General features: G+C 42.8%; 10 protein-coding genes. 2 read left to right on the forward strand and 8 right to left on the reverse strand.

Annotated features, from left to right (window positions below):
- Positions 1-216: 216 nt before the first annotated feature.
- Positions 217-990, reverse strand: a complete 774-nt coding sequence (locus tag ABVF09_RS01090) for a Cof-type HAD-IIB family hydrolase (RefSeq protein ID WP_371068432.1) — start codon at positions 988-990, stop codon at positions 217-219.
- A 518-nt stretch (positions 991-1,508) separates the two neighbouring features.
- Here ABVF09_RS01090 and ABVF09_RS01095 point away from each other — a divergent pair.
- Positions 1,509-1,718, forward strand: a complete 210-nt coding sequence (locus ABVF09_RS01095; protein WP_026570508.1) for a DNA-dependent RNA polymerase subunit epsilon — start codon at positions 1,509-1,511, stop codon at positions 1,716-1,718.
- Positions 1,719-1,721: 3 nt separating this feature from the next.
- Entirely contained in the window at positions 1,722-3,389 is a 1,668-nt protein-coding gene (rnjA, locus tag ABVF09_RS01100; protein ID WP_026570509.1) for a ribonuclease J1, read from the forward strand.
- Between the two features lie 556 nt (positions 3,390-3,945).
- Here rnjA and ABVF09_RS01105 read toward each other — a convergent pair.
- From ABVF09_RS01105 to ABVF09_RS01135, 7 genes are all read right to left on the reverse strand, one after another.
- A complete protein-coding gene (locus tag ABVF09_RS01105; protein ID WP_026570510.1) occupies positions 3,946-4,614 on the reverse strand; it encodes a potassium channel family protein in 669 nt (222 codons plus the stop codon).
- Between the two features lie 71 nt (positions 4,615-4,685).
- Positions 4,686-5,699 carry a cytochrome d ubiquinol oxidase subunit II gene (locus ABVF09_RS01110; protein ID WP_153462469.1) on the reverse strand — a complete coding sequence of 338 codons (1,014 nt, stop codon included), beginning with the start codon at positions 5,697-5,699 and terminating at the stop codon, positions 4,686-4,688.
- Positions 5,696-7,048 (reverse strand): cytochrome ubiquinol oxidase subunit I, encoded by a 1,353-nt coding sequence (locus ABVF09_RS01115; RefSeq protein WP_026570512.1) that lies wholly within the window; start codon positions 7,046-7,048, stop codon positions 5,696-5,698. The genes ABVF09_RS01110 and ABVF09_RS01115 overlap by 4 nt, the downstream gene beginning before the upstream one ends.
- 394 nt (positions 7,049-7,442) lie before the next feature.
- Positions 7,443-9,287, reverse strand: coding sequence for an ABC transporter ATP-binding protein (locus tag ABVF09_RS01120; RefSeq protein WP_026570513.1), 1,845 nt, complete (start codon positions 9,285-9,287; stop codon positions 7,443-7,445).
- Between the two features lie 12 nt (positions 9,288-9,299).
- Entirely contained in the window at positions 9,300-11,051 is a 1,752-nt protein-coding gene (locus tag ABVF09_RS01125; RefSeq protein WP_371068433.1) for an ABC transporter ATP-binding protein, read from the reverse strand.
- Between the two features lie 467 nt (positions 11,052-11,518).
- The gene (locus ABVF09_RS01130; protein WP_026570516.1) at positions 11,519-11,971 is read right to left on the reverse strand and encodes a redoxin domain-containing protein; all 453 of its coding nucleotides are present in this window, start codon (positions 11,969-11,971) and stop codon (positions 11,519-11,521) included.
- 75 nt (positions 11,972-12,046) lie between these two features.
- The gene (locus ABVF09_RS01135) at positions 12,047-12,589 is read right to left on the reverse strand and encodes a peroxiredoxin (protein ID WP_026570517.1); all 543 of its coding nucleotides are present in this window, start codon (positions 12,587-12,589) and stop codon (positions 12,047-12,049) included.
- Positions 12,590-12,764: the final 175 nt, after the last annotated feature.

A 12,764-nucleotide genomic window follows, 5' to 3' on the forward strand; every position in this document is an offset into this window, starting at 1 on the left:
AAGTGAATGCCTGGGCCATTGTTATTGCCAGACACAGATCTTTTCTTCAGCAAATTAGCGGTATCCGACTCCGCGGAAACCGAAACACCCAACCGGCATTGAATAACTTCCATCCTGGTAACAGAAGTTCCTTTCCAGTACACCGGATGTGACCCTGCCCTCTTTTGAGTTCGATTCCGACCAGCCTTCTACCAGGATAAACAGCACTAGTATCCGTTACAACAAACCGATTTGGACCATTCCCTTAGCGAGACCCGCTTCATCCACGTTCCCGATGATATGGTCAGCCACCGCTTTCAGTTCTGGTACAGCATTTCCCATGGCAACGCCAGTGCCTACATGCTTGATCATTTCGATATCATTAAGACCGTCGCCAAATGCATAGGCATCTGCACTGCTAAGTCCGCTAGCCTCGATAAGCTTTTCCACCCCGACGGCCTTTGATCCTCCTCCTGGCAACACATCACAGGAGTAATCATGCCATCGGATGAGTGTAAAAGAATCATCTTGGTCCTGATAAACCTTCTCTTCTTGGTCTTCACAAAACAACAACGCCTGGTAAATTTGCTTTTTATAGAAGTAGTCAGGATCCACTTCCGGGTAAGCAACCTTCAAACTGGATAAACTATCTGTAATGAATGGGTCCTCCTTAACGGATGCCCGCATCTCTTCATGGTTCAAAAACACCATCGGATGACCGGATTGCTCTGCCTTTTTAGTGAGAGCAGACAACTGCTCTACCGTCAGAGGATGCTCATATACAGTCTTTCCCTCGAGAACGACATATTGACCGTTAAAGCAAACGTAGGAATCTATATTCAATTCTCTACGGATATCTTCAATCATGAAAGGAGCTCTCCCTGTCGCAATTGCAACATGAGCGCCGTTTTCCTTCAAACGCTTTACCGCTTGCTTGGTTTCGGCTGGTATCTTTTTTTCATGGTCTACGATGGTTCCATCTATATCGAGAAACACAATTTTATCCACCATTTTCCTTCCCCCTATATCCATTTTTGCACAGTTTCCGATTGCGTCGGTGCTTCACTTATCGTTGACTTCAACAAAATACAGCAGGTATTTCTACTTCAAGCTAGTATAAGTTGACTCTTTCAGTAAAAAATATCATCACACGAGGCAGCAAAAAACTCAAGAAAATACGGCTGAAACAGAAAAAAATAAATTTAGAGGCGCGTTTCTATTTCAATATTTGCCATTTCATACTATACTATAAATTAATAGGGATTGGATCGGTAAACGTTTTTCTGTTGCTTTTCTTTGTGTATAAGGAAAGGAGCTGTAAGTAATAATGTTAAAACGTTTGAGGGAAAAGTTGAAAAAACAATGGAAAGGTCTGTTAGGTCGCGGTCGCAAAGGCGTACCTAGTACATTTGAAAATGACTGCCGTTAAGTGAAAACCCTGCTGCGTTTGATTACTGTATTTTACTGAAAATAAACATGCTATGAAAAAGGATATAACTGGTAATACAAGTTAAGGAGAGATTTTTTTTATGGTATATAAAGTACTTTACCAGGAGTTACCGGAAGAAATACCCGTGCGGGAGCGCACGAAAAGCTTATACTTTGAAGCTGAATCAGAACGACAAGTTAGAAAAGAACTGGCCAGTCGCAAAATCAATATCGAGTTTATCCAGCAACTTGATGAAACGCATTTGGAATATGAAAAACAATCCCCTGATTTTAAAGTGGAGTCTGTTTAGTCAATGAAATTTGTAAAAAATGATCAGACAGCCGTATTTGCACTCGGAGGGCTTGGGGAAATCGGCAAAAACATGTATGGAATTCAATTCCAGGATGAAATTATCATCGTGGATTCGGGTATAAAGTTCCCCGAAGATGAATTGCTGGGCATCGATTATGTCATTCCCGACTATACCTACCTGGTGCAAAACCAAGATAAAATCAAAGGGGTATTCATTACCCACGGACACGAGGATCATATCGGCGGGATTCCTTATCTGCTGAAGCAAATCAATGTCCCAATTTATGCTGGAAAACTTGCGATTGGATTAATCAAAAACAAACTGGACGAGCATGGTCTTTTGCGGAATGCAAAATTAAATACATTCCAAGAAGACGATGTCATCAAATTTCGGAAAACATCAGTTACCTTTTTCAGAACCACTCATAGCATCCCTGATTCCTATGGAATCGTCATCAAAACACCACCAGGAAACATCGTTCATACCGGGGATTTCAAATTTGACTTTACACCGGTAGGAGAACCAGCCAACCTGGCGAAAATGGCCGAAATCGGCAAAGAAGGTGTTCTTTGTTTATTATCAGACAGTACAAACAGCGAGGTACCTGGTTTTACCAAGTCCGAGCGCGTAGTAGGGGAAAGTATCAGCGACATTTTTGCAAGGACTAACGGCAGATTGATTTTCGCAACCTTTGCTTCTAATATCCACCGACTCCAGCAGGTAGTCGAATCCGCTGTGCGGCACAACCGCAAAGTGGCAGTTTTCGGCAGGAGCATGGAAGCATCCATCAATATTGGTCAGGAGCTGGGATATATCAAAGCTCCAAAGGATACCTTTATCGATGCTCATCAGCTTAACAGACTTCCGGCAAATGAAGTGACGATTCTTTGCACAGGATCCCAAGGCGAACCCATGGCCGCCCTTTCCCGAGTTGCCAATGGTACGCACCGGCAAATACAAATCATCCCTGGCGATACGGTTGTATTTTCTTCCTCTCCAATCCCTGGAAATACCGTAAGCGTCAGCAGAACCATCAACATGCTATATCGGGCCGGTGCGGATGTCATCCACGGACCATTAAATGACATTCACACTTCGGGTCACGGCAGCCAACAGGAACAAATGCTGATGCTTCGCCTTATCAGGCCTAAGTATTTTATGGCGATACACGGTGAATACCGAATGCTGAAAGAACATACAAAGCTGGCCAACGCATGTGATATTGATCCAGGTAATTGCTTTGTGATGGATAACGGTGATGTGCTAGCGCTGGGCAAAGATAATGCTGCAGTAGCCGGCAAAATCCCTTCCGGATCTGTCTATGTGGACGGCAGCGGTATCGGGGATATCGGAAACATTGTCCTTCGTGACCGCCGTATTCTTTCAGAAGAAGGCTTGGTCATGGTAGTCGTAAGTATCAATATGAAAGAATTCAAAATTGCCTCAGGTCCTGACATCATTTCCCGTGGTTTCGTGTACATGAGGGAATCTGAAGATCTTATAAAAGAGGCTCAGAAGCTCGTTTCGGCACATTTGAACAAAGTGATGGAGAGACGGACGACACAATGGTCGGAGATCAAGAATGAGATTACCGATACAATCGCGCCTTTCCTTTACGAGAAAACGAAGCGGAAGCCTATGGTCTTGCCAATCATTATGGAAGTATAATAAAAAACGGAGACTGATTGCAGTTATAACGACTGCCAATCCGTCTCCGTTTTGTGTTTTGCAGGCTCTATACTGATGTGGTGTTGACTCTAGTCGTGATGCGGATCCGTACAGAGACAAAAAATACACGTATTTCCTCTCTCCTTGTTACCCTAAGTAGCTGACACCAAAGGAAATAGAGTGGGATATGAATGCAACGTCATCTTATCATAGAATTATCGGGGATTGGGCGGGCTTCGCGAGGCGGTTCGGGCATTCGTCCGCGGAATGCGAGTTTATTTCCACTGCGGCCTGAGGAGAATAGCCATTTCTTGGAGTGAGCCTTTCGATAAAGAGATGGTGGAGTGAATAAACACACCACATTTGACTGAGAACCAATTTGTATGGAGAAAACAAACGAGTAAAGGGATGGAACGGACCCTTCCAAAAGTGCGGAATGAAAACAGGAACAAAAACAACCGCATCTAAATAAAAAAGGACGAATTCGATAGCCTTGACTTCGAATCATCGTCTTTTTTACTTGGAATTCTATTGTCCTGTCCTGTTGTGTTTCCGGCTAGTCCTCATCTACAACCAAATGTTTTTCGAATCTGCTTATATCTTTGTCAGCTCCAATGACAATCAATACATCATCATGGTCAATCACTTCATCTGGCATTGGGGAAACATTAATATTCTTCGCCTGTTTGATCGCCACTACGTTGCAGCCATAATTTGCACGGATATCTAAATCGATCAACGTTTTCCCGCTCATCTTCCTGCCTGCTTTCACTTCAGCAATACTATATTCATCTGAAAGCTCCAAGTGATCGAGGATATTGTTGGATATCATACTATGGGCAATTCTTTTCCCCATATCCCTCTCCGGGTGGACAACATGGTCGGCACCAATCTTGTTTAGTACTTTTTCATGATAATCATTTTGTGCTTTTACCGTTATTTTATTGATGCCCAACTCTTTCAGCATCAGGGTCGTCAAAATACTGGATTGAATATTGTCACCGATTGCAACAATAACATGATCAAAATTCCTGATTCCCAGTTCTTTTAACACCTTTTCATCTGTCGTATCAGCAATAACGGCATGGGATGCAATATTTTTGAATTCATTGACTTTATCCTCAGCCAAATCAATCGCTAATACATGCATCCCTTCTTTACTAAGTTCGCGACAAATACTGCCTCCAAAACGTCCTAGTCCGATGACTGCAAATTCTCTACCCATGCCTCTTCCTCCATATCTTATCGATGCTTCCATCATTCTACCATATTTTCTGAATAAGAGGCAGGGGAAAGTTATTTTTTCCCTTTTACATAATCAGCGTCAAACAAAAACATGCGCATCAGCATATAGAGCGAAGGAATCAGCAACAGCAGGCCCAGAATAAAAGCAATGACCAAGGCAAGCCCCATCGCCTCATGGGTAGCACCCTGCTCAAGGGTCACATATGGGTACAGCAAGTATGGAAGGTGCCCTGCTCCATAGCCAAAAAAAGCAAAAAAGAATTGAAGCATGACACAAATAAATGCCAATCCATAGTATATCCCCCGATATATCAACCACATAGCCGCAGAAAAACAAACGAGCGACAATCCAAACATCCACCACAAATCAATCATATTTTGGTAGTGCTCAATATTATGCTGGCTGAGCGCAATGAAGGTTGTTAAAGAAGCAATGATGGTCGGGAAGCTCCAAAACAATGTATATTTTCTGACAAGTTCCAAAGCCTTCCAATCATTGGCTCGATTTGCATAAAAACTGAGAAATGCAGAACTGATATACAGAACGGAAACAATCGCTAAAAACACGACACTCCAAGAGTAAGGACTTGTCATCAATTCCCCTGTGAGCAAGATTACTCCGTCTTCCGTTTCCTGAATGAACCCGCCTTCCGAAATAGTCATTGCCGTCGACAAAGAGGCAGGAATCAAAAGGCCGGTGGCTCCATACAAAAACATATAGAAGTTGCTTTTCTTCGATCCATAGTTCTCAAAAGCATAAAATGAGCCTCGTACAGCCAGCAATACGATGGCAATGCTGCCGGGTATCAGCAAGGTCTGGCCATAATAATACGCCGTATCGGGAAAAAAACCGACAAGGCCGACGAAGAAAAAAACAAAGAAAACGTTGGTCACTTCCCAGACAGGGGAAAGGTACCTGGATATCAATTGATTGATGATATGATCTTTATTGGTTAGCTTGGCATAAAATGCAAAAAAACCAGCACCAAAATCGACCGAAGCGACAATTAAATAACCATAAAGAAACAGCCACAGGACGATAATTCCTATCACTTCATAACTCATTGGCCATCATCCTTTTTCGCAATATGTGGAAATCGTTGCTCAAGCTCTAATTCAGCCGGATTGTTTTTAAACAGCTTTCTCAATACTCGGACCCCCATGACCCCCAGAACAATATATAATCCTAAAAACAGCAAAAACATCCAACCTACATGCGGTGAAGTCGTAGCCGCCTCCGCTACCTTCATATACCCTCTCAAAATCCATGGCTGACGTCCCACCTCAGCAAGAATCCAGCCAAATTCGATCGCGAGCATGGCAAGCGGGCCATTGATAATTATCAGCCATAAAAGCAGCGGGTGTTCTTCATTCCAGCGTCGGATCCTAAGCGAAATCAAATAGAGCATGGCAATTCCCAGAGCAAACATGCCGAGTGTCACCATCCCGTCAAACAAATAGTGGATCCATAATGGGGGCACTAACTCTTCGTCGAATTCTTCCAGTCCTGTGACTTCACTATTGAAATCTCCGAAAGACAAAAAGCTTAAAAAGTTCGGCAGCCGGATGGCATGTTCTACTTGATTATCTTCATTCAACGTGCCAAACAGTATTAAATCTGCACCTCTTTCCGTATCAAAATGCCATTCATATGAGGCTAATTTTTCCGGCTGGTGTTCTGCTAAGTATTTGGCTGATACATCTCCCGCAATGGCTGTAGCGAGTGCAAAAATCAAAGTCGATGTCATCGTAAGCTTCAACGCTTTTTTATAGTACGGGTTGGTTTTTTTCTTCAAAATGTTAAATGCAGTGATGGCAGCCAGTATAGCGGCAGATGCCAAATAAGCGGATGTTACTACGTGAAAAACTTTTGCGGGTGTCGCCGGATTCAATATAGCCGCTATGGGATCAATGGATGTAATGGTTCGGCCATTCAATTCAAAACCCTGCGGTGCATTCATAAATGCATTGACCGTCGTGATGAAAACCGCAGACATGGTAGAGCCAATGATCACCGGGATGGATATTATCCAATGATAAATCGGATTTTTAAACCTGTCCCATGTATATAAATATGCTCCGAGAAATATGGCTTCGAAGAAGAAAGCAAATGTCTCCATGAATAACGGCAGACTGATGACGTTACCGGCAATTTGCATAAAGCTCGGCCATAATAAAGACAACTGAAGCCCAATCGCGGTACCAGTCACTACACCTATAGCAACGGTAATAACAAAACCGCGTGTCCATCTCCTGGCCAACAAAATGTAATGTGCGTCTCCCTTTTTTATCCCGATAAACTCCGCAATCGAAATCATCAGCGGTACGCCCACCCCGATGGTGGCAAATATAATATGAAAGCCTAGCGTCAACGACGTCAACGCTCTGCTCATCGCTACACTGTCAGCAAACATATTGCATCCTCCCTTTCTGTTTCCTCCTTAACTTCTGGAAGAAATCACCCTATTCCATTTTATTTTCCTTTACAGAACAAGGATAAACGGAAAAATTGCACCTGTTTCTGTACAATTCGGGAATCGCCACTCCCAATATATGCGGCGCAATCCTTAACATGATTTTTCTTCCTTGCCTACATGCGTGAATAAAAGAGATAGCCAACGGAGTAGAGGATATCTAAAAAAACTATGACAATCATTCATCAAACAATCTGTATAAAAGAAAAATGTCTCAATGGCTTACTTTATAGAGTCCTATAGAAAGAAAAAACCGAACGCTTTCGAATGCTTAGCATTTCGAATATCGTTCGGTTTCTGCGTTGTGGTTCAAGCTTTTTTCAACTACATTATCTTATAGTGCATTCAACATCTGGAATTGTGATTTGACCAAATCGAAATATTCCCCACGTCGCTGCATCAGTTCCTGATGGTTGCCTTTTTCCAGGATTTTACCGTGTTGCAGTACAATGATCTGGTCCGCTTCCCTTATCGTGGAGAGACGGTGCGCAATCATGATGGCCGTACGCCCCTTCAACAGCTTGCGCAAAGCCTGCTGGATCTTCATTTCTGTTTCTGTATCAATGCTGGCTGTTGCCTCATCCAAAATCAGTATTCGCGGATCTGCCAACAATGCCCGAGCAAAAGACAATAATTGTCGCTCACCTGCTGATAAAATGTTCCCTCTTTCTTCGACCTCCGTTTGGTAGCCATCGGCCAGTCGGCTGATGAACTCATCCGCACCGACGACTTTTGCTGCATCATAGACCTCTTCGTCTGTGGCATCAGGTCTTCCAAATCGGATGTTCTCCATGATGGTACCTGAAAAAATAAACGTATCCTGGAGCACGACACTGATATTTTTTCGCAGACTATCAAGCTTTAAATCCCGCAAATCCATTCCGTCGATTTTCACGGCACCCTTGGTAGGATCATAAAATCGGCTGATCAGGTTTGCAATCGTCGATTTTCCGGATCCAGTATGCCCTACCAGTGCCACGGTCTGGCCGGGTTTCATTTCCAATGAAATTTCGTGTAAAGCGATCCTGTCTTCGTCGTAAGAGAACTGAACTTTATCAAATTCGATATGCCCTTTCATTTTTTCAATCGTCTTCGCATCAGGTTTCTCTTCTACATTCGGTTGTTCGTCGAGGAATTCAAAAATCCTTTCCGAAGAAGCCATTGCAACAAGCAACTGATTATAAATCTGCCCCAGCCTCGAAATCGGTTCCCAGAACATACCGAGGAAAAAAGCGAATGAAACAAACGTACCGATTTCAATCCCGCCATTCGCTTCTCCCAGCAACAATAAATGTGATCCATAAGCAATCAGGATAACTGTGCCGATGGCGTTACTCATCTCTACGAAAGGCCCGAAATATGCACTTTTTTTGGTAGCCAGGCGTTCACTTTCGTAGTTATCTGTGTTCACGCCATCAAAAAACTCGGTGTTTTCCTTTTCCTGTGAGAAAGACTGCGTGATACGGATTCCCTGCATGCTTTCATTCAGATGGGAATTCAGCCTTGATTTCTGAATCCGCACATCCTGCCATGCCCGGCGAATGTTTCGACGCAGCTTTGTTGAAATATAGAACATGATCGGCAGTACAATCATCACCGCTAATGCAAGCGGAGGACTAAGCACAAATAAGATGACTACAATACCGATAAGCATGACGACATCCATCAACAGGTTGATGATTCCATTGGTGAATAATTCCTGTAAAGAATTTACATCGTTCAAAATCCGGACAAGAATCGAACCGGCAGAACGTTTATCGAAAAAGTTATGGGATAAATGCTGAACATGGGAAAAAAGGTTCCTTCTAAGATCATAAATCACATTCTGCCCAAGTATGTTCACCCATTTTATCCGAAAAGTATTCGCAAGATAACTCACTAAATACAATAACGAAATACCGATGACAAGGTATGTCAGAAAACCGACATCCTTATCTTTTATCGCTATGTCAATTGCCACTTTACCAATCAAAACAGGCACAGCCATCCTGATCAGTGTGGAAATAAGCATGGCAACGATGGCACCCGGCACCAGCTTCCCTGTGTATGGTTTGACAAATGTCAGCAGACGCAGCATTTGTTTCCAATTAAAGGGTTTTTCCACCGCCTGGTCCAACGGGTAATAAAAACGGTTAAGGTGCCTGCTCCGTTTGGGCTGATTAGCTATTGTTTTTGCCATAATACTCCCCCCTTATTTTGCAGCACTCATGATTTCTTGTTTATCCTGATACTGAATATCGTAAATCCGCTGATACGGTCCGCCGTTCGTCAACAGTTCTTCATGTCTGCCTCTTTCGACGATTTCGCCATCCTCCAAGACCAATACCTCGTCTGCATGTTTCAAAGAAGAAATCCGATGGGCGATGATAAAAGTGGTCCTATCTTTCATCACTTCTTTCAACGCCTTCTGGATTTTAAATTCTGTTTCCATGTCGACTGCCGAGGTGGCATCATCTAAAACAAGAATGCTCGGATCAATCAAGATAGCTCTGGCAATCGCAATCCGCTGCTTCTGGCCACCAGAGAGTCCCATTCCTCTTTCACCAAGCATGGTTTCATAACCGGCAGGCATTTCCATGATAAAATCATGTGCCTGTGCCCGCTTGGCTGCATCCACAATCTCTTCCATGCTGGCATTAGGATTACCGTATGCAATGTTCTCTTTTATCGAGGTGGAAAATAAAAAAGACTCCTGTAACACAAATCCGATGTTTCGCCGTAATGACTTTAAATCGTATTCCTCCACTTTTCTTCCATCTACCAACACTTCACCCGCCTCAGGTTCATAGAAACGCGTGATCAATTGGGTAATACTCGTTTTACCTGCTCCTGTCGCTCCGATTAATCCGACCACGGTTCCAGGAGGTGCGTCGAAGGATATATTTTTCAGAGCAGAATCATCATCTTCCGAATACGTAAGCGTAACGTTATTGAAAGTCACATGACCTTGCAACCGTTGAACTTCTACAGGATCCTCGGTGTTCTGGATGTCTTCTTCCGCTTCCAGAATTTCCAATAACCGTTCCCCGGATGCCTTCGCCTGGGAGAACATGTTAACGATGAATCCAAGCTGCATCAAAGGTCCCAGTATATAATTGACAAGGCTGAAAAAGGCCACTAGTGCACCCATGCTTAGATTCCCGCTGATGACCAAATAACCACCGTAGGCGAGCAAAGCGACCATGCAGATATTGCCGATGAACTCCATGAGCGGAAAGTAACGTGCCCAAATATGAGAGGTGGCAATATAATTATCTTTGTAATTATCATTCTTATCGGTAAAACGGTAGATTTCAAAATCTTCTTTTGAAAGCGACTTTACCGTATTCATTCCGCTGACATTTTCCTGAATTCGTGTATTGAGCCTTCCCATCGATTTCCTTATCTTCCGGAAAGAGGGATGGACACGCCGGTCGAACTTATAGACTACGACTGCCAAAAAAGGCATGGCGGCCATTGTCACAAGCGCCAAAGGTACGGAATAATAAAACATGACACTCAGACTTAGAACCATCAACAAAACGACTTTGATTAATTCTTTACAGCCAGCAGCAAGGAAAAATTTGAAACCTTCCACGTCCATTGTCAGACGGGACATCAAATCCCCTGTTCTAGCGTTGTCATAATAAGTGAACGAAAGCCTTTGCAATTTTTTGTATAGACTGTCCCTTAATGTATAGACTGATTTGACACCGAACAATTCCCCCAAGTATTGCTGGGAAAAGTTTGCGACTCCTTTCACGGCCATGATGAGAATAAATCCCACTGATAAATACGGCACCCACGAGTACTGGCCTTTCAACACGACATTGTCGATGGTCAATTGCAGAACCACCGGGTAAATGACTGTTATTGCTGTTACAAGCATGACAAAAAACAAGGATGCAAAAAACAATTTTTTAAATGGCCAATAATAGTTTTTCAATTTTTTAAAAGTGTCCAAGACTATCCCTCCTCCTGATGATTTTTTCACGTAAATATAAATATATCGGGTAACGAAATATTTTTCCACCCATTTGACTCAATTTTTTTAAAATTTTTAATCGATTGCTAATTATAGGAATCCAACCATTCTTGAAGGAAACCGGGACATTGATCACATGTTTTGATGGCAGGCATTTTGTATGGTGAAGATTGATTTTTGAAAACCTGTGTTAGTCATTGCAGATACAAAGGGGAATGATAATAAAGTTCTCTGTCGATTGGGGTGGTGTGATTTTTCTTCCACCCTCTCTTTATCGAAAGGCCCATTCTAAAAAAAGCCATTTTGCTCAGACCGAAGAAGAAATAAACTCGCTTTCTACGGACGAACGCCCGTGCTTTATCGTATTGCCAATAATTACGAAGAGTAATTTCCATATAAACAAAAAAGCAGGAGAATAGAGGATAATCCCTTCTCCTGCTGTCTTTCTATTTTTTCTCATTTAGACCCAAGACCCGATTGACACGTTTACGCAGCATTTTCATACCACCGCCGCCTGCTTGGAAATGACGTAGATTTCCTTCTGCATCGAATACATAGTAAGCAGGTACGTATTGATTTTCAAATGCATCTGTCAATGCATGTTTGTTATCTACAAAAATGGGTTGTGAAATCCCGTGTTCTTCAGCAACTTCCTTTATCTGGTCCAGATCTAAATCTTTTTCTGAACGCGGCATATGAACGGCTACGACATTTAAGTCATCTTTATATTCATCACGGAACTCATTGACATTCGGCATCGCTTCTTTACAGAGTCCACAGCTTACAGACCAAAAATGGATCAAAGTCGGCTTACCTCCGACTAAATCTTCCTTTGACACTTCTCCATTTAGCCACTCGGTAGCACCTTCCAACTCAGGCATAGGTGTTCTCAATTTCATTCCCTTTTCCTCCTTCTTTCGTGAAAAAGGCCTAACACGATGTGTTAGACCCGTTTAAGTCTTTACGGAACCGAATTACAAAGTTTCTTGGCCTGGTTTCCAGTTCGCCGGGCAAAGACCGCCAGTTTGAAGTGCTTGCAATACACGCAACGTTTCATCGACGTCTCGTCCGATGTTGTTGTGGTTTACTACTTGATATTGCAACTCACCTTCTGGACTGATGATGAAGAGTCCGCGAAGAGCAACCCCTTCTTCTTCAATAAGGACTCCATAGTCACGGGCAACCTGATGATTGGTATCGGCTGCCAACGCGTATTCCAGGTCACCTAGACCGTTCTCCTCTCTGGAAGTGTTGATCCATGCTAGATGGGTATGAATGGTATCGGTAGATACCCCGATAACTTCTGCATCCAAATCTTCGAATTCGTCGAACCGATCTGAAACCGCAGTGATTTCTGTCGGACACACGAAAGTGAAATCCATTGGGTAGAAGAAAAGCACTGTCCATTTGTCATTTTTCATGTTTTCTTCCAATGATACTTTACCGAATTCCTTATTAGATAGTACGGCATCCATTTCAAACCTAGGAGCCTGTTTTCCTACCATACGTTCTGCCATATGTAATCCCTCCACATTGCTTCTCTATATTTCAACGAACGCTGTTGATTTACAAAAAACATTATAAAGGACGAACGATTCCTAGTCAAAAATAAACATTTTTCTTCAGGTAATGCAAAATTCCTTGATAAATCTGGAGCATTATCAGGAAAAATGGTGGTGGTTGTCCTGTTTA

The organism is Sediminibacillus sp. JSM 1682029, from assembly GCF_041366435.1.
In the GTDB taxonomy this organism is placed as follows: domain Bacteria; phylum Bacillota; class Bacilli; order Bacillales; family Amphibacillaceae; genus Sediminibacillus; species Sediminibacillus terrae.

Excerpts from the sequence above, each read along its gene's own strand:
- ABVF09_RS01135 (WP_026570517.1), bottom strand. The coding sequence starts at position 12,589 with ATGGCAGAACGTATGGTAGGAAAACAGGCTCCTAGGTTTGAAATGGAT.
- ABVF09_RS01110 (WP_153462469.1), bottom strand. The coding sequence starts at position 5,699 with ATGAGTTATGAAGTGATAGGAATTATCGTCCTGTGGCTGTTTCTTTAT.
- ABVF09_RS01120 (WP_026570513.1), bottom strand. The coding sequence starts at position 9,287 with ATGGCAAAAACAATAGCTAATCAGCCCAAACGGAGCAGGCACCTTAAC.
- ABVF09_RS01130 (WP_026570516.1), bottom strand. The coding sequence starts at position 11,971 with ATGAAATTGAGAACACCTATGCCTGAGTTGGAAGGTGCTACCGAGTGG.
- ABVF09_RS01105 (WP_026570510.1), bottom strand. The coding sequence starts at position 4,614 with ATGGGTAGAGAATTTGCAGTCATCGGACTAGGACGTTTTGGAGGCAGT.
- rnjA (WP_026570509.1), top strand. The coding sequence starts at position 1,722 with ATGAAATTTGTAAAAAATGATCAGACAGCCGTATTTGCACTCGGAGGG.
- ABVF09_RS01090 (WP_371068432.1), bottom strand. The coding sequence starts at position 990 with ATGGTGGATAAAATTGTGTTTCTCGATATAGATGGAACCATCGTAGAC.
- ABVF09_RS01115 (WP_026570512.1), bottom strand. The coding sequence starts at position 7,048 with ATGTTTGCTGACAGTGTAGCGATGAGCAGAGCGTTGACGTCGTTGACG.
- ABVF09_RS01095 (WP_026570508.1), top strand. The coding sequence starts at position 1,509 with ATGGTATATAAAGTACTTTACCAGGAGTTACCGGAAGAAATACCCGTG.